Here is a 17869-nt window from a genome sequence, read left to right as displayed (position 1 = left end):
GCTTGGGCTGGAGCTTCGGGTCACTGGTCCGTCGGCGTCGTCACACTGTGGGACACTCACCCCACGCGTGCGCCGCCTCGTGACGAGAGAGGGCCCCACGCCCCCCGCCATAAGTGCGAGTCTGTGTACATGGACCTGGAAGAACTGTTGCGCGCCATGGACCGTACGGCGGCCAACTTGAGAAAACTGGACAGCGTGTGGGAGCGGGCAAAGCCGTTCATCCCGACTGGCCCACAACGCGGCTCGGATGCCCAGTATGACGGCCTACGGGCGGCCTGGGCGGATCTGCTTCCCGGGCTCCCGCGAATCGACGGCTGGACGATCACCGAGCTCCTTCCGGATATCGATGAGATGGGCCAAGCCTTCATCGACTACCTCGACATCGGCGAGCCCCCCATCGATGTACATGCCGCTGGGGATAGACCCGGAGCGGATCTTGCTGCCTACCGATACCGTCTGGACCGGGCTCGCCGACGTGCCGCACGAAGTCGACTGGAGCAACTCGTCTCTACGGTCGACGCCGCGCTCCCCATCGCTTTGGGAGGCACGGAGCGAGGCTCCCTTGAGCGCTTGGAGAACGAACAGACCGTAGAGATCGAGGCGGCGATCGGGGAAATCGCAAGACTCCTGGGCGAAGACGCTGAAAGCATCGATCGGTGGTGGGATTTGCACCGGCACATGCGCTTTAGCCAGAGGCAGGACTGGCACGACATCGTTGAATTCGACTGGCCCGCCGTGCGCGCTGGCATCGAGGCCAAGTCTCTAGGCGACAGTGACCCGCTGCCCGTCCCGGATATCGACCTCGGACAGGCGGCCTCAGGCGATCTCACGGGGGCGGCCACGTTGGCGCTTCCCTGGGAGCTGCTGAACGACGACGGGTTCGAACGGCTCCTTTACGATCTACTGCGAGACATTCCAGAGCACCAAAACGTCGAGTGGCTGATGCAAACTCGTGCCCCCGACCGAGGGCGCGACCTCTCTATGGACCGAGTCCTTCGTGACGGTTCCGGCGGTGTGCGTACCGAGCGCGTCATCGTTCAGGCCAAACACTGGCGCAGCCGTTCGGTCAACGCAGCCGCCGTCAGCGAGACTGCAACGGCAGGCAAGCTATGGGGACCCCCGCTCGTGCGAGGGATTGTCATTGCCACGAGCGGCAGATTCACCGCTGACGCAGTGTCCTGGGCGGAGCGGCATAACTCGGAGGGGACCGCGCCCTACATCGAACTCTGGCCCGACAGCAGACTGGAAACCCTTCTCGCGCAGCGACCACACATGGCGGCCGCACACGGTCTTAAGTAGGTCAAGGCAGGTCCAGGCATCTCATACGGCATAGCCGAAACCGCAACCCTTGCCCTGAGGGAGTCCCTTGATGGCTGGACATGCCTTCGACCGACACGACGCCCGTACCCACCACTCGCCCCACGCCAGCTCCCATCCCATCTGCTGTCGACCCACACATCATGGAGCGGGCGTGGCCCCTGGTGTCCAGGTGGAGCGCGCTACTGTGCGAACGACCTGGACGCCAGGGGCCTCCGGAAGTCGGCAAGCAGTGGACCGACGCGGGGAAGATCCACGAGGAGCGTGACCTCAAGGGCCGTGCCTAAGGGGACACGCGAACGGTGCCCGGGCACCCCGTCCTGACTCGTATCCTGCGGCAGCACATCGAAGACGAGGAGCTCTCCATGCGGATGTGTTGGCCCGCCCCGTCTACGGTGAGGTGGGCGGGTGCGGGGAGCGGAGTACGAGCAGGGTGATCTCGCTGGGGGCGAAGACGCGGAACGGCGGGCCCCAGAAGCCGGTGCCGCGGCTGGTGTAGAGGAGGGTGCGGGGGCCGTGGTGGCTGAGGCCGGCGAGGGCGGGCTGGTCGATGCGGACGAGGTGGTGGAAGGGCCAGATCTGGCCGCCGTGGGTGTGGCCGGAGAGTTGGAGGTCGATGCCGGCGGCTGCTGCCCGGTCGATGAACTTGGGCTGGTGTGCCAGGAGCAGGACGGGTAGGTCGGGGTCGGCGCCGTTCAGGGCTCCGGCGAGGTGGGCGCGGTGGCCTGCCAGGCCGGAGGACTCGGCGGTGACGTCATCCACGCCGGCGACCACGAGGCTGTCGCCTCCGCGTTCGAGCAGCAGATGGCGGTTGCGCAGCGGCTCCCAGCCCAGCTCGTCCATCAGGTCGACCCAGCCCTGGGCCTCGCTGTAGTACTCGTGGTTGCCGGTGACGTATACCCGGGCCCGGGTGGCCCGTACGGTACCGAGTGGGGTGGCCTGGGCGCGGCGGCGTTCGGCGGTGCCGTCGGCGATGTCGCCGGTGTGGCAGACCAGGTCGGCTTCCAGCGTGTTCACCGTCTCGCATACCCGTGCCGACCAGCGGGTGCGATCGAGGGGGCCGTAGTGGGTGTCGGTGATGAGGGTGACGCGGATGCCGTCCAACCCGGTTCCCAGCCGTGGGAGTCGCACGTCGAGTCGGCGCACGCCCGCTGGCGCGGGACCGACGTCGCCAGCAAGGAATCCCCGATGCGGCTCACCGAACCACCGCCGCTGGTGCGGGGTCGACTCCGCGCACCCGGAAGAGCCTGGTCGTGTCCAGATTGCGATGCGCCGCGTCCCGAAGGACAGCCGCCACCGCCGAGCCTGCCGAGGAGTCGGCGGAGCCCGAGGAGTTGCGATCCTCGGTCACCCCCGAAGGACGACCGCCACGCTGGTTGACCAGCTCAGACAGCCTATCTGTGCTCTGATCGAAGCGGAGGGCGAGAGGAGCATAAGCGCCTCAGCCGGGCATCTTCCTTCGGAGCGGTCCGCGTGTCGTGCGTGTACTAGAGGTTCCGAAGTACTGCCTTGGGTGCGGACGATGACAGCGTAATCACAGTCTGCGCGGTGAGGGTCGTCCTGTGCTGCCTTCTACGCTCCTGTCAGTGGCGTTGTGTACGTTTCCATCCTCGATTGCGGAGTGGAGATCAGTAGTCCCGAGGGGGAATTCGTTCATGTCGGTTGTCTCACCGCTGTACGCACATAGCCGAAGTTCCGTTTCGGGGCACCGGCATTCTCTGGAAGATCACTTGCGGGGTTCGGCGGCGTTGGCGCGGCGGTTCGGCGAGGTCTTCGAGGCGGGTGAGCTGGCGGGGTACCTGGCACTGATCCATGACGTTGGGAAGGGATCTTGTTCCTGGCAGTCGAGGCTTCTTGAGGTGGAGCGCCGGGGTGGCGGCAGGGTCGGGGTGCCGCACAAGCATGCCGGCACTGTGCTGGCGGAGCGGTACACGCACCTGGAGTTCGGTGCGGTGGTCTTCGGGCATCACGGTGGGCTGCCGGGCATGGAGCGGCTGAGGACGGAACTGAGGAGGGCTTTGGCCGGCGGGCCGGAGGCTTCCGCGGTGGAGGGGGCGATCCATGCGGTGGAGCAGATCGTTCCTGAGATTCATCCTGATCCTCGGCCTGTTCCGCCGTCCTGGTTGCGGGATCTGCCCCGCGCGGAGCGGCGTCTGGGTCTGGATCTGCTGCTGAGGATGGTGTTCAGCTGCGTTGTGGATGCGGACTACCTGGACACTGCCGCGCACTTCGAGGCCACGACGCCACGGGACCAGGGGCCGGTGGTGATGTCGCAGTTGTTGGAGCGGTACGAGGAGCGGCGGGCGAAAATGCTGGCCGAGCGCAAGCCGTCTCGGGTGGACGCCTTGCGGCAGTCGGTCTACGAACAGGCATGTGCCGCTGCGGCGGGCGAGCCCGGGGTCTACGTCTTGCACGTTCCCACCGGCGGGGCCAAAACACTGGCATCGGGGGGATTTGCCCTGCGGCACGCGGCCGCGCACGGAATGCGGCGCGTCGTCGTTGCCGTGCCCTATATCTCCATCACCGAGCAGAATGCCGCGATCTACCGCGACTTGCTGGATCCTGATGCAGCCGCCGGGGAGGAGCCGGTGGTGCTGGAGCACCACAGCGCGGTGGATCTTGATGCCCAGGCGGTGCTCGACGGGATGTCGTCGGAACAGCGTGCGGCGTGGGAGGCGCGGGCGCATGCTGCCCGGCTGGCGGCGGAGAACTGGGACGCGCCGTTTGTGGTGACCACCACGGTGCGTTTGTTCGAGTCGCTGTTCTCACACAGGCCCTCGCAGATGCGGCGGCTGCACAATCTGGCCGGTTCGGTCATCGTGCTGGACGAGGTCCAGGCGCTGCCCGACCGTCTGCTGGAACCGATCCTGAGTGGGCTGCGGGGGTTGGTGGACCACTTCGGGGTCACCGTGCTGCTGGTGTCGGCGACGCAGCCCTCGTTCTGGGAACTGTCGAAATGGGATGGCCTGGAGCGGCGGACGGTCATTGACGATCCCTCGGGGTTGTTTGATGCCTTGCGCAGGGTCTCGTATGAGTGGCGGATGGGCGAGGAGGTGACCTTGGAAAGCGTCGCGGAGGAGGCGGCTGGGTACCACCAGGTGCTGACGGTGGTGGGGACCACCAAGGATGCCGCCCGTTTCCACCGGCATCTGCAGCACGCCACGCCCGCTGGGGAAATGCTGCACCTGTCGACACGTATGACAGGAGCACACCGCCGCGAGGTGATCGCGCGCGTCAAGGCGCTGCTGGCCGAGGATGCGCCCGTGCAGGTGGTGTCCACGAGTCTGATTGAGGCGGGTGTCGATCTGGATTTCCCGCGGGTGTACCGGGCGTGGGCGCCGGCGGAGTCGTTGCAGCAGGCGGCTGGCCGCTGCAACCGCGACGGGCGACTGCCCGGATTGGGCACGGTGGTTGTCTTCAGGCCCGCCGACGGCGGCCTGCCGCGCAGCAATGAGTACAAGGCGGCTGTGCAGGCCAGCGACACGTTCTTCGGCCCGGAGCTGGCCGAACCCGATGACCTGGCGGCGCTGGAGCAGTACTACCCGTTGCGCTATGCCCTCCAGCAAGGCGCCCCTGACTCGGGGCTGGGCAGCGAGGTTGAGAATCTGCGCCGCACGCTCAATTTCCCGGAAGTGGACCGTGCTTTTCAGATGATCGAGGAGGGCCGCAGCGTGCCGGTCGTCGTCATCCGTCGCGAGGAGGACCGCGAGACGATCGAGGACGCGGTCGCACAGCTGAGCGATCCCTACCGGGTATGTGGGCCGGAAGTTATGCGGGGACTGCAGCAGCACACGGCTTCCCTGCCCCGGCATGAGGCAGAGGCAGCTTTGCGGTCCGGCCTCGCCGAGCCCGTCACCGGTGACCTGCTCCTGTGGCGAGGGGCTTACCACGAGCAACGCGGTCTGGACCCCGATGAGTTGGAAGACCGAGACATGTTCACCCTCTGACATCTCTCGCCGAGGGCAAGGGTCTGTCCGGTGAGGCGTGCCACCATGGGCCCTTGTAGTCCCCAAGGTGGCTACGTGGCGGCCTCACTCCAATGGCTTAAACCCGGCGTGAGGGCCGAGGATCGAAACATTGATCTTGTTCTGCTCTCTGCCTGACCAGATCGATGCGGGGCCCGGGGACGTAAGTTCCTGGGCCCCGCTTATTACTGCCAGCCCAGTACGTCGATGTACGTAGATCTGCTCCTTCTGCATGGAAACAGCTGCTATTGCCCAGCTGCCATCGACACCATCAAGTCTGCTAGCAGGCAAGTTCAATGAAGAGAGCGAGGGCTGCATGTACATCGATCCAGCAGCAAGTCCGACCCCCCCTCACGGTCGCGGGAGTCGTGGTGATCCTCGTCCTCCTGGTCATCCGTGGCCGACTGAAGATTCGCCTGTATGTCGGCTAACGAGCAGGTCAGGGGGCGATGTCGGTGGCTGCCTTTACGGTGTGCAGCCACCGATGTCGCCCTCCTTGGACGACAACCTGGTGCGGTGCGAGGAAAGTTGACCACAAGAGAGGGGTTGTTTGGGCGTGGCGTCTGGTATGGCTGCTGCCTCACAGCGACTTGAACGGCGCGGCAATGACGGCTGGGCCTTTCCAGATCTTGTCGTGGAGGTGGGCGGTGCGCTGGCCTGTTTCACGCGGCCGGAGTTGAAGGTGGAGCGGGTTTCGTATCCGGTGATGAGCCCGTCGGCGGCCGTGGGGGTGTTGGAGGCCATCTTCTGGAAGCCGGAGTTCCGGTATGTGGTGCGGGCCATCGACGTTCTCAAGCCGATCGAGTGGACCTCGGTCCGCAGGAACGAGGTCAAGTCCGTGGTGACCGCCGGTGAGGTGGCGGCGCTCCGCAAGGATCCGCGGCGCCGGTATGACGTGGAGCACGATCGGGATCAGCGCAACAGCATGCTGCTGCGCGACGTCGGCTACCGCATCCACGCCCAGGTCGTTTTGACCGAACGGGGCCGGGGTGGGCGTGAGGAGAAGTACCGCGAGCAGCTGCGGCGCCGCGTGGACAAGGGGGCGTGTTTTGCCCAGCCGTTCCTGGGGTGCCGCGAGTTCAGTGCCTCGTTCGGGCCCCGCAGCGATGCCATGCCCATCGGGCGGGATGAGGACCTTGGAGTGATGCTGCACTCCATCGTCTATCCGGCCACCGGGGGCGAGCAGTACCGCTGGTTCCATGCCCAGCTCCGCCAGGGCGTGCTGGAGGTTCCGCTCAGGCCCCTGGGTGCCAAGGAGGTCGCGATGCCTGCTGGTTCCGGATGGCGGGCGGACGGCACGGGTGAGGGCCGGTGAGGGCATGCTGCTTCAGCGTCTGACCGAATACGCCCAGTGGGCCGAGGGAGAGTCCCTGCTCCCGCCCGCCTACTACCGCCCGAAGAAGATCCAGTGGGTCCTGCGGATCGAGGCCGACGGTTCGGCCGCGAAGCTCTTCGACAGGCGTCCGGCCAAGGGAGCGAAGGACAAGCCGGTCCAGACCGATGCCCCATACGCCTATCGCTCGGGCAAGACGCCCCCGCCCTGCCTCATGGTCGACACTGCCCAGTACGTCCTCGCGGTGCCCAAACCCGCCTCCGATGGGACGGTGAGCGAGGCGGCCGCGGCAGAGGCGATGCGCCGCCGCGGCGAGTACACGGACCTGCTGCTGTCCTGGGCCGACACAGCGCCCGATGACCCCTACGAGGCTGCTGTCCGGACATTTATTACCGGTGATGGCCTGGCACGCGTCGAGCTGCCGGAGGACATCGCGCACAGCGACACGGTCGCTCTGATGGGGCATGACGGAACCTGGCTGCACCAGCTCCCCTCCGCCTGCGCGGCCTGGGCGGCCAGCGTGCGCGCCCGCAAGGCTGGCAGCGGAGCCACCGGGCTGTGTCTGGTGTGCGGCACGGAACGGGCGCTGCTGGGCACGATCCCCGAGAGCATCAAGTCCGGCGCGATCCCCACCAGCGGACTCGCCCGCGACGCCCAGTTGGTCAGCATCAACGCCTCTGCCCAAGGGCGCGGCGGTGCCCTGCAGCTGGTGAACACCCCTGTGTGCGAGCGGTGCGGCGCCCGGGCCATGGCCGCACTGAACCTGTTGCTGGCCTCCGACGCCCACCGCCGGCGCGGCACCGACGCGGTCACCGTGTGGTGGACCCGCGAACCGGTCGACGACCTGTTCGAGTCCCTCGACACTCCCACCGCCGAGGCGGTGGCCATGCTGCTGGACGCACTCCACCAGCAGCCGGACCCGGTCGCGGCCGAACGCTTGGACCCCGCCGCCTATTACGCCCTCACCCTCGGGCTCAACAACGCCCGGGCGGTGATCCTGGACTGGCTCGACATCCCGGTGGGCCGGCTGCGCAACCACCTCGGCGCCTGGTTCGACCACCACCAGCTCTTCGACGGTTGGGAACGCAAAGACCGCTACCTGCCACTGTGGCACCTCGCTCTGGCCACCGGCCGCTGGGACGACAAGGCCGGCCGGTACGTCCCACGCAGCGCACCCCGCGGCCTGGAGACCGAACTGCTGCACGCCGCCCTCACCCGTGGCCCGCTGCCCGCACGCCTCCTGCCTCACCTGCTGCAGCGCATCCGCGCCGACCGCCGCGTGGACCACCCGCGCACCGCTCTGCTCCGCCTCGCCCTCCACCCGAACCGGAAGGACCACCAGGTGACCGGCCCCGAGCCCCGTCTGGACGAAACCTGCCGCGAACCCGGCTACCTGTGCGGCCGCGCCTTCGCAGTCCTGGAAGCCATCCAGCACGAGGCCCTGCCCAAGGTCAACACCACGATCGGTGACAAGTTCTTCGGCACCGCCATGACCGCCCCGGCCGCGGTTCTGACCAGCTTGCGCACCGGCGCCAACGGCCACCTCAAGCGCCTGCGCCGCGACAAGCCCGGCGCCTACTACGCCCTGGACACCCGCCTGGCCCAGGCGTTCGCCGCCTTCGCCCCGCTCAGCGACGGCATCCCCGTGCTCCTCGATACCCGCCAGCAAGCGTGGTTCGTCCTCGGCTACGAACAGCAACGCGCCGAGGACAACGCCGCCCGCGCCGCTCACAAACAGCGCAAGAACGAGACCGATAGCGGACAGAGCGCCGAGGGCGCCGCCGACTCCGAGTAGCTGTTCCCAGCACGCATCACCCGTCTTTCACCACCCAGCCCCGGCACCTGCCCTAGCGCAGGCGACCGGTGCTCACCCGACCGATCAGGAGATCCGCAACCATGACCGCACCCCACCTCGATCCCACCCGCAAGATCGACTTTGTCTTCCTCCTCGAAGCCCGCGACAGCAACCCCAACGGCGACCCCGACGCCGGCGGCATGCCCCGCACCGACCCCGTCTCCGGCCAGGGACTCATCACCGACGTCGCCCTGAAGCGGAAGATCCGCAACACCGTCTCCCTCCTCAACGAGGAGGACAACAAGCCCGGATACGACATCTACGTCGAGGCCGGAGTCGCTCTCAACGCCCAGCACGAGCGCGCCTACGCCGCCGATGCCCTGGGCGGTGAAGCCAGCCAGCTCGACGCCCAGCAGTGGATGTGCCGCACCTTCTTCGACGTCCGCATGTTCGGCGCGGTGATGACCACCGGCAAGAAGGACCGCCAGGCCGGCCGCGTCCGAGGCCCCCTCCAGCTCACCTTCTCCCGCTCCATCGACCCCGTCACCCCGCTCGAATACGGCATCACCCGCGTCACCCCCACCAAGCAGGAAGACGTGAACGCCGGCAAGGTCACCGAAATGGGCTCCAAGCACATCGTCCCCTACGGCCTCTACCGCGGCGAAGGCCACTTCAGCGCCCCCCTGGCCGCTCGCACCGGCGTCACCAGCGACGACCTCACCATGTTCTGGCGCGCCTTCACCCTCATGTTCGACCACGACCGCGCCGCCGCCCGTGGCGAACTCAACCTCCGCGGCCTGTACGTCTTCACCCATGACGACCCGTATGGGAAAGCACCCGCCCGCCAGCTACTGGACCGCATCACCGTCAAAGGCCCAGGCGACGCCACCGCCCGCACCTTCCACGACTACCACGTCGCCGTGGACGAAACCGAACTCCCACAAGGCGTCACCCTCACCACCCTGATCGGATGAGCACCCGCCTCAGCCGGGGCGGAGAGGGCGACCTGGCGCAGGTCTCGCTCTCCGCCCTGGAACACTACGCCTACTGCCCACGCCAGTGCGGCCTCATCCTCCTCGAAGACGCCTTCACCGACGACGCGGCCACCATCCGCGGCACTCTCCTGCACCAGCGCGTCGACATCCCCGGCAATCACGGCCGCGGCACCATCCGCACCCTGCACGCCCTCCCGGTGTGGCACGACGGCTACGGCCTGACCGGCGTCTGCGACACCGTCGAACTCCACGCAGACGGACGCATCCTGCCTATCGAGCACAAGTCCCGCCGCTACCACCCTGGCGGACCAGCCGAGATCCAAGCCGCCGCCCAAGCTCTCTGCCTGGAAGAAATGTTCCACCGGCCTATCCCCGAAGCCGCCATCTACTCCGCCACCGACCGACGACGCCACACGGTAACCGTCGATGACACCCTGCGCGCCCGCGTCCTGCACACTGCCAGCGAAGTCCGCAAACTACTGGCTACCGACCAGCTGCCCCCGCCCCCTGCCGACACCCGCTGCCGATGCTGCTCCATGGCCACCGGGTGCATGCCCAAACTGCTCGCAGGCGCCCGCCGCTACCAGCAAGCCCTCACCGACCTCTATCTCCTCAACGACGCACAGGACTGCGACGCGTGACCACCGAACTCCTCAACACCCTCTACGTGCAGACCCAAGGCGCCGACCTCCGACTGGAACACGACACCCTTCGCGTCCACCTCCCCGACACACCCGGACGACGCACCCTGCCCCTCAGACGCATCGAAAGCATCGTCGTCTACGGCCACATCAATCTCTCCACCGAACTCATCACACGCTGCGCCCAGGACAACCGCCCCATCACCTGGATGACCCAAGGCGGCAGCTACCTCGCCCGACTTGACGGCGCCATCCACGGCAACGTCCTGCTCCGTCACGCCCAGCACCAGCTCCACGACCAACCTGACGCACGACTCGCCATCGCCCGCAACATCGTCGCCGGAAAGATCCGCAACAGCCGCTGGATCCTGCTCCGCGCTGCCCGCGACGCCGCCCCCGCACCGCGCGCGCACATCCGCGAAGCCGCAGAAAACCTCGCCAACGCACTCGCTGCAACCGGCACCGCCCCTTCGCTGGACCACATCATTGGGCATCGAAGGGAACGCCGCCCGCGCCTACTTCACCGCTCTCCAGCACGCACTGCGCCCCACACCCGGCGTCCCCACCTTCACCCACCGTAACCGCAGACCACCCACTGACCCTGTCAACGCACTCCTGTCCTTCACCTACGGTCTCCTGCGCAGCCTCGTGCACGGCGCCGCTCAACAAGTCGGACTCGACCCCCATATCGGCTACCTCCACGGCATCCGCCCCGGGAAACCTGCCCTCGCACTCGACCTCATGGAGGAATTCCGCCCCGTACTCGCCGACCGCTTCGCCCTTACCCTCCTCAACCGGCGCCAACTCCGCACCGAGCACTTCGAAAACGTCACAGGCGGCGCGATCCGCCTCACCGAAGACGGCCGCAAAACCCTGCTCAGCACCTGGCAGGAATGGAAAACCCAAACCTGGGAACACCCCATCACCGGGCGCGACGTGCCCGCCGGGCTCCTCCCCGTGGTCCAGGCCCGGATCCTTGCCCGCCACCTGCGCGGCGAACTCCCCGGCTACCTCCCCTGGACAGCCGCCTGATGGACATCCTGCTCACCTACGACGTCGACACCACCAGTCCTGAAGGCCGCCGCCGACTGCGCCGCGTCGCCAAACTCTGCGAAGGCCACGGCCTGCGGGTCCAAAAATCCGTCTTCGAAATCGTCACTGACAACAAAACCCTCCTGCAACTCCTCGACCACCTAGACACCATCATCGACACGGATACCGACAGCATCCGCCTCTACCGCCTCCCCAGAGATGGCTTCGACGACGTCCAGACCCTCGGCACTTCCCAAGTGCAGCCGCACCGCGAAGACCTCGTCCTGTGATCGCCCTCCTCCAGCTTCGGAACCTCAAGTACACGCGCGACACGCAGATCACACCGAAGCAGAAAACCCGATTCCAACCCCCTTGCCCGGACTCCGTAGACCTCGTGAAGTCTGGACGTACGCTGTTCTCGCTGATCAACCAGCGTAGCGGTCGCCCTTCGGGGTGGCCGAGGATCGCAACTCGAAGGTCCGCGCGGGGTCGCCGCCGAACGCGTCGAGTAGCGGTCGCCCTTCGGGGTGGCCGAGGATCGCAACGGCGAGCCCAAAGACGACCCGCAACGCGATGCAGAAGTAGCGGTCGCCCCTCGGGGTGGCCGAGGATCGCAACCTCCGTATCGGCGGCAACGGGTTGTCAGGGTAGCCGTAGCGGTCGCCCTTCGGGGTGGCCGAGGATCGCAACTCGTACACGACGGCCGCGCCCGTGCAGACGACGCCGGTAGCGGTCGCCCTTCGGGGTGGCCGAGGATCGCAACGACGGCTCATACGCCGCCACCTGGCTCAGCCGACCGGTAGCGGTCGCCCTTCGGGGTGGCCGAGGATCGCAACCCTCAATCCGTCGTCATCGCCTGAGCGGGCTTCACGTAGCGGTCGCCCTTCGGGGTGGCTGAGGATCGCAACCTGAAGCTGCCGCCACACCGCCATCGGGGTGGACGTGGCGGTCGCCCTTCGGGGTGGCCGAGGATCGCAACGCCCCGAACCCCTGCCGGTCGCCGAGGACCTCGCGGGTGGCGGTCGCCCTTCGGGGTGGCCGAGGATCGCAACTCCAGGCGGGTTGTGGGGATGCGCCCGAACTCCCGGTGGCGGTCGCCCTTCGGGGTGGCCGAGGATCGCAACCCCAGCTGCGCGCCGTAGACCTTGCCCCCTTGCCCGTGGCGGTCGCCCTTCGGGGTGGCCGAGGATCGCAACAGCATCAGCTCCCACCCGCTGTTCGAGTACAGGGCGTGGCGGTCGCCCTTCGAGGTGGCCGAGGATCGCAACACCAGCTCGGGGCGGCGGCCCTTGGGCGGGTGCTGGCGTGGCGGTCGCCCTTCGGGGTGGCCGAGGATCGCAACGCCCGCATGGTCAACGCTGTGGGGACAGAGATGCGGGTGGCGGTCGCCCTTCCGGGTGGCCGAGGATCGCAACCCGCACGTCCAGCCGTTCATCCCAGCCAACACCGCGGTGGCGGTTGCCCTTTCGGGTGGCCGAGGATCGCAACCAACACCGCGCGGCCGGGCGCACGGAGAAGGTGGCGTGGCGGTCGCTCTCTCGGGCGGCCGAGGATCGCAACTTCATCGCGCGGATCTCGGCGGGGTCCATGACCTGTTGGCGGTTGCCCTTCCGGGTAGCGAGGATCGCAACACCGTGGCCACGTTCGCCCAGTACACGAGCAGGCAGGTGGCGGTCGTTCCCTGGAGCGGCTGAGTGCCGCAACCGCTATCACTTCTGGCGTCCAAGACGAGCGCGCGGCGGTCGCTCTCCGCGGAGGCCGACCACAACAACGCTGTCCCTGGCTTCCACCCTGCTCCGCTGTGGTGGAAGGGTGCTGCCGGAGCAGCTTGCCAGCACTTTTGGCTGCGACAGCGTGTACTCCGCTGTGGTTGCTCCGTCGGGCTGGGCACCTGCGACAAGCGCTTACAAGGCACGTGCTCTATCCACTGAGCTACGGGGGCTGACCTGCGGAAACGCAGTCTTCCTGACGCTCGTCCCGCGATCTTGTGGGATGTATGTGGGATGTGGCGACCCCTGGGAGCCGTGGGACGACGGGTTCCTCGCGGCAGCCCGGAGGTAGCTTCTCACAGCATCTTCACACGCCCGAAGCCCCTCGTGGAAACAATCCAGTCCTGGCTCGGCGTTGGTGCTCTCCGAGTCGAGGAGGGGAAGGTGCCGGGCCTGAAGCTGTTCCGCACGGATACGACGAATAGCGGCGTGACCGAGGTCACGCCGCGTCTTGCTGAGGTTGAGGCTGATGTACAGGGCCTCGTCGAGGCGCACATGGAGACGCTGCTGGGTGTCCGGTTCCTGGCGAGCGAGTACGGCACCGGGCCGGTGTACGCGGGCCGGATCGATTCGCTAGGGCTGGATGAGAACGGATCACCCGTGATCGTCGAGTACAAGCGGGGTGTCGACGCCGGCGTCATCCACCAGGGCCTGTTCTACCTGGCGTGGCTGATGGACCATCGCGCCGAGTTCGAGCACCTGGTCCGCGACCGGTTCGGGGTGACGGCCGCGTCCCAGGTCCTGTGGAGTGGACCGCGCCTGATCTGTATCGCCGGCGACTTCACCCGCTACGACGTGCATGCCGTGCGCGAGCACCGGCGGTCGATCGACCTGGTCCGCTACCGACTCTTCGGCAGTGACCTGATCGGCCTTGAGACCGTGGCGTCCGTGAGTGGCGGCAAGCAGGTGGCACGCAGGGCGCGTCGCCAGCCGGTCGCCCGGGCGGCGGCCGACGGTCAGGGCGCGTCGATGGCGGAGCTGGCGAGCGCGGTCGACGAGGCACTGCTCGGGCTCGGGGACGGCGTGAACTGCGTCGAGCGCAAGCAGTACCGGGCGTACCAGCGGCTGCGGAACTTCGCATGCCTCTGCCTGCCGCAGCGCAGCAAACTGCTGGTCTACCTGAAGGCCGACCCGAAGGACGTCGACCTCGTTCCCGGCTTCACCCGTGACGTGTCCGGTCTCGGTCACCACGGGACGGGTGATCTGGAGGTGCAACTGCGTACGCCGAAGGACGTTGAGCGGGCGCAGGATCTGTTCCAGGCCAGCTACGCGGCGGCGTGATCGCGGGCTGGCCGCTGACTGCTCTGTGGTCGTGGGGTGATGCCTTTCGACGTGCGGGTAGGGCGTGGCGGTGGATTACCAATGATGTACGGGATCGCCGGTTTGGCTAACCGGCGATCCCGCGCTATGTTGCGCCGCCTCAAACGACCTGCCGCGGGTCGTCATGGCCATCAGGTCTGGCGGCGGGCTCGGCGGTGACCGTCGTGCCCCTCGCGTACGAACGCGGGGCGTGCGCCGTCCGCGCTCTTCCTGGAGCGGCGCAGGGGGAGCCGTCTGCCCAGGGGCGGCCGGTGCGGGTCGGGCGGGACGCTTGGGGTCGTCGAATCAGCACGTCATCTCTGGGTGCCGCGCGCTTCACTTTCGAGGCTGCATTGCCGGTATCTCGGCGTCCGCGGTCTTCTGAGGACTGAGGCGGGGCGCAGTGGCCTAGCACTTTCACCGGGAAGGCCATCGAGCGTCGGACGTCACTGGTGACATCACTCGTGAGGGTGAACTGCCGTGCCGGTATCTGTTCGCATTTTCACGTGCGTGCGGATCTTGCGTGGCCCCGGCAGGTGGCCTTCGTGGTGATTCGGTATTCAATGTGAAACATGCTGACCGGAATTGAATATTATTGATCGACGAGGCGGAGTTCCCGGCTCCGTTTTCATTTTTGTCGGCCGGTGCGTCGGGGGGTGGTTGGTACTAGCGTCCGAGTGTGGGTACGGAGAAGGGCTCCGAGTCGATTTGCGGTCTGCCTCGAAGCCCCTCATTCCGTGCCTGGCTCAACCGCGAATCTAGGAGTTCGAGAATTGATTCAGCACATGCGAAGGAATGCGGCACGCCTTCTTCCTTCGGCTTCCGAGACTAGCATTCCGCTGTATGCCCTGGCTCAAACCGCCGTTGCGAGCATCTTCTTCGTGACGCTGCGTCTGAGCTCTCCTCTGGTGGCCGGCGTCGCTCTCACGCGTCTGTGGTATCCCATCGAGTTGCCGACTGAGCTGATGGGGCTTTTGACGGCCATGGTTCTGGTCGATCGCAGTGCATTTATGTACATGAGGATCCGCAGGAGCTGACGGCTTCCGGTCCACCCTTGTAGTCGATGCCTTCGCGGCCCGTCGCGGGTCGCGAAGGCGCTCTCTCCTGTCCGCGGCGGCGGACCGCTCACTACTGCGGTGTGCCTTTGACGGTCGTCGGTGTCCGCCGCCGGGCCGCATCCCGGTTTCCCGGCAGCCGTCGGCCGGAACGGGAGCTGACGGGTCCGCCATCGGGGCGAGTGAGTTGCGAGCCGGGGAAGGTGGTACCAGTGGGGACGCCTGCGAGTCTGGCGCAGGTTCATGGAGCTTGGGAGGCTGTGTGCACCCACAGTGATGGGGACGTTTGCAGGGAGGCTGGCCTTCCGGTGACATACCAGGTCTTCTGCCGGGGCTGTTGGCCGATTTATTGGCGATACGGCGCTGCCTGCACGGGCTCGGCCGCAATTGGGGTGGCGGTGGCGGCCTCGGTTGTCAAGGGCCTGGTGTCGCGGTGGGATGCGGTGTTGAGGAGTCCGTCTCCGGCCGTCGTGACGTGGGAGTACCTCGTGGAGTGCGCGAGTTCGAGCCGTACTCCATCCGTTGCACGGCTATATCGCGTCCTTGAGCGTCGTGAAGCGGACGCATTGCTGCTACGTCACAAGCTGGGGTTGAGCGCTCAGCAAGGTGGCGAGGTGATGGGGCTGGCCAGTGCGGAGTTCGTGTTGCTGAGCCGACGTGCGTTGCACAAAGTTGCAGCCCAGGCTTAAGTCGAATATGCCAGGGGCTGATGCCGGTATAGATTCACCTGGTGTGCGCCGGTGCGCCCGGGAAACATGAGGCGGACGATGTGCGTCGAGAAGTCTTCCCTCGACCGTGGACGCGGGTGGAATTTGTTTGTTGATCGCTTCTAGCATGGGCCTCTTCCGATGGGGTCGCATGTCCCGGTCGGGTCATGCGCGCATGAGTGGGGGGAGCGGCTCATCATTGATCTCAGCAGGCCCAGCGTTGCTCGGATGTACGATTTCTTACTCGGTGGCACAGATAACTATCAAGTAGACCGCGATGCCTGTGACGAGTTGCTGCGGATGGCGCCCAGCTCGAAGGACTTGGCGCTCGTCAATCGCGCCTTCCTCGTGCGAGCTGTGCGCTGCCTCGCGGCCGAGCACGGTGTGCGCCGCTTCCTCGATCACGGATCAGGGCTTCCGACTCGCCCGAATGTCCACCAGGTAGCGCAGGAAGTCGATCCCTTCAGTGAAGTTGTCTACGTCGACAACGATCCCCTCGTCGTGGCGCACGGACGGATGATGCTGGCCGAGGACCCCACCACGACAGCTGTCCTTCACGCGGACATCAGGGCCGTGGACACGATCTTCGCGAGCGACGAAGTCAAGAAGCTCCTTCAAGGTGGCCAGCCGGTTGCAGCCCTGTTCGTGTCGGTGCTGCACTGCATCCCGGACCACGATGACCCCTGGGCTCTGATCCGTGCGGTCGCCCAGCGCCTTCCTGCGGGCAGCTACCTGGTCATCTCCCAGCTCGCCTCCGACGATGACGAACTCCGCTCCGAAATCACGCAGTTCATGGCCCGCACCACCGGCAACAAGTGGGGGCGGGTACGGTCCACGAGCGAGGTCAACCGGTACTTCGACGGGCTGGAGTTTGTGGAGGGGGACGGACCGGTCGAGGTGTCCCGATGGAAGCCCGACAGTGATCTCGCTCCCCGGCAGCAGACGGACGAGTGGATCGAATACGGCGCCGTCGCCCGGATCCCGTGACTACCGAGGGTCTGTCAGCTTGTTGATGTACATCTCCAGCAGATCGAGCGTCTCGTTCTTCCCTCCGGCCCGCGCCCACAGGTCATCCATGCATGCCTGGTAGGGCTCGACCTCGCCGGGCTCCACCAGGTACTCGCCGCCCCGGTTGGTGTTCTCCAGATAGAGCAGCTGGCCCTCATCGCCGTCGTACGGTTTGAAGAGGGTCATGGAATGGTGGCGGGCACTCCCTTGCTCCTGTGCGGCGTGCGGCAGGATCCGGATGTGTACGCGGGGCCAGTTCTCGGCCACAAGGAGCAGATGGCGCAGCTGTTCACGCATCACGATCTTGCCACCCGTGTGCTTGGCGATGGCGCTCTCGGCGATCAGCGCCTGGTAGTCGGGGGCGTCGGGCTGTTCGAGGAGAGTCTGGCGTTGCCGGCGCACTTCGAGGCGCCGTTCCATCAGTTCCTGGTTCTTCCGACAGGTCCCTTCGTCGACCGACATCCGGTAGTAGTCCTGCATGAGGGCCCGTGTGTAGGTGGCCGTCTGCAGCATGCCGGGGACATTGACCTCCTGATACGTGCGGACGCCCTTGGAGATGGCCTCGGTCGCGAAGACGCGGGCCAGATTGTTATCGACCACGTCCGCGTAGTTCGACCACCACGACTGCTGCAGCGACTGCCGTACCAGCAGCACCGTTTCGTCAATCAGGGCCTCCGGGGCCCCATAAAAGCGGCACAGGGCAACGATGGTGTCTTCGTCGAGCTTCCTCGTGCTGCCGGTCTCGTACCGGGACACAGCCGCAAGCGAGCCGATGCCTTCCACCCGGCCCACGACATCGCGCTGCTTCATCCCGGCCTGCTTGCGCAGGTATCGCAAATAGTTGCGGACCACGCGTTCAGCAGCACTCGGAGTGGTGGGCGGCTCATGGCCGCCCACCAGGGCCAGAACTCTCCCCTGCACCGGACCTCTCCTTGACGGTTAATGCACCTCGC

15 protein-coding genes and 1 pseudogene are annotated in these 17869 nt (G+C 66.6%); 12 read left to right on the top strand and 4 right to left on the bottom strand.

The features are described 5' to 3' along the window. The first annotated feature begins 129 nt into the window (after positions 1–129). Positions 130–1299: a restriction endonuclease gene (locus ACJX2R_RS13105; RefSeq protein ID WP_413100273.1), complete on the top strand. Its 1170-nt coding sequence runs from the start codon at positions 130–132 to the stop codon at positions 1297–1299. Positions 1300–1707: 408 nt separating this feature from the next. Here the strand turns inward: ACJX2R_RS13105 and ACJX2R_RS13100 are convergent. Together ACJX2R_RS13100 and ACJX2R_RS13095 are read right to left on the bottom strand one after the other, a co-directional pair. After that, a pseudogene (locus ACJX2R_RS13100) lies at positions 1708–2463 on the bottom strand (metallophosphoesterase); the annotation flags it as partial. A gap of 49 nt (positions 2464–2512) precedes the next feature. Next, complete coding sequence (locus tag ACJX2R_RS13095) at positions 2513–2668, bottom strand: hypothetical protein (RefSeq protein ID WP_413100272.1); 156 nt, start codon at positions 2666–2668, stop codon at positions 2513–2515. Between the two features lie 304 nt (positions 2669–2972). Between ACJX2R_RS13095 and ACJX2R_RS13090 the strand changes: the two genes are divergently transcribed. The 8 genes from ACJX2R_RS13090 (at position 2973) to cas2 (ending at position 11368) form a co-directional block, all read left to right on the top strand. Next, positions 2973–5264, top strand: coding sequence for a CRISPR-associated endonuclease Cas3'' (locus ACJX2R_RS13090; protein ID WP_413100271.1), 2292 nt, complete (start codon positions 2973–2975; stop codon positions 5262–5264). 586 nt (positions 5265–5850) lie between these two features. Beyond that, positions 5851–6597, top strand: coding sequence for a type I-C CRISPR-associated protein Cas5c (gene cas5c / locus ACJX2R_RS13085; RefSeq protein WP_413100270.1), 747 nt, complete (start codon positions 5851–5853; stop codon positions 6595–6597). Positions 6598–6601: 4 nt separating this feature from the next. Further along, positions 6602–8410, top strand: coding sequence for a type I-C CRISPR-associated protein Cas8c/Csd1 (cas8c, locus tag ACJX2R_RS13080; RefSeq protein ID WP_413100269.1), 1809 nt, complete (start codon positions 6602–6604; stop codon positions 8408–8410). Positions 8411–8511: 101 nt separating this feature from the next. Then, positions 8512–9384 (top strand): type I-C CRISPR-associated protein Cas7/Csd2, encoded by an 873-nt coding sequence (gene cas7c / locus ACJX2R_RS13075; RefSeq protein ID WP_413100268.1) that lies wholly within the window; start codon positions 8512–8514, stop codon positions 9382–9384. Further along, a complete protein-coding gene (gene cas4 / locus ACJX2R_RS13070) occupies positions 9381–10046 on the top strand; it encodes a CRISPR-associated protein Cas4 (RefSeq protein WP_413100267.1) in 666 nt (221 codons plus the stop codon). The genes cas7c and cas4 overlap by 4 nt, the downstream gene beginning before the upstream one ends. Beyond that, positions 10043–10627, top strand: a complete 585-nt coding sequence (gene cas1 / locus ACJX2R_RS13065) for a CRISPR-associated endonuclease Cas1 (RefSeq protein WP_413100266.1) — start codon at positions 10043–10045, stop codon at positions 10625–10627. The genes cas4 and cas1 (ACJX2R_RS13065) overlap by 4 nt, the downstream gene beginning before the upstream one ends. Then, entirely contained in the window at positions 10533–11078 is a 546-nt protein-coding gene (gene cas1, locus ACJX2R_RS13060) for a CRISPR-associated endonuclease Cas1 (RefSeq protein ID WP_413100265.1), read from the top strand. The genes cas1 (ACJX2R_RS13065) and cas1 (ACJX2R_RS13060) overlap by 95 nt, the downstream gene beginning before the upstream one ends. Next, entirely contained in the window at positions 11078–11368 is a 291-nt protein-coding gene (gene cas2, locus ACJX2R_RS13055) for a CRISPR-associated endonuclease Cas2 (protein ID WP_413100264.1), read from the top strand. Before cas1 (ACJX2R_RS13060) ends, cas2 begins: the two co-directional genes overlap by 1 nt. Positions 11369–11503: 135 nt before the next feature. Here cas2 and ACJX2R_RS13050 read toward each other — a convergent pair whose 3' ends face one another. After that, entirely contained in the window at positions 11504–11776 is a 273-nt protein-coding gene (locus ACJX2R_RS13050; RefSeq protein WP_413100263.1) for a hypothetical protein, read from the bottom strand. A gap of 1455 nt (positions 11777–13231) precedes the next feature. On the opposite strand from ACJX2R_RS13050, the gene ACJX2R_RS13045 reads away from it, so the two are divergent. From ACJX2R_RS13045 to ACJX2R_RS13035, 3 genes are all read left to right on the top strand, one after another. Then, positions 13232–14128, top strand: a complete 897-nt coding sequence (locus ACJX2R_RS13045; protein ID WP_413100262.1) for a DUF5655 domain-containing protein — start codon at positions 13232–13234, stop codon at positions 14126–14128. Between the two features lie 791 nt (positions 14129–14919). Then, a complete protein-coding gene (locus ACJX2R_RS13040; RefSeq protein ID WP_413100261.1) occupies positions 14920–15183 on the top strand; it encodes a hypothetical protein in 264 nt (87 codons plus the stop codon). An 866-nt stretch (positions 15184–16049) separates the two neighbouring features. Then, positions 16050–16895, top strand: coding sequence for an SAM-dependent methyltransferase (locus ACJX2R_RS13035; RefSeq protein WP_413100260.1), 846 nt, complete (start codon positions 16050–16052; stop codon positions 16893–16895). Here the strand turns inward: ACJX2R_RS13035 and ACJX2R_RS13030 are convergent, their stop codons facing one another. Continuing rightward, positions 16896–17837 carry a helix-turn-helix domain-containing protein gene (locus ACJX2R_RS13030; RefSeq protein ID WP_413100259.1) on the bottom strand — a complete coding sequence of 314 codons (942 nt, stop codon included), beginning with the start codon at positions 17835–17837 and terminating at the stop codon, positions 16896–16898. Between the last annotated feature and the right edge of the window lie 32 nt (positions 17838–17869).

It is taken from the genome of Streptomyces sp. Inha503, assembly GCF_047215865.1.
GTDB lineage: Bacteria > Actinomycetota > Actinomycetes > Streptomycetales > Streptomycetaceae > Streptomyces > Streptomyces lycopersici.
This window is presented reverse-complemented; position numbering and strand designations above follow the sequence as displayed.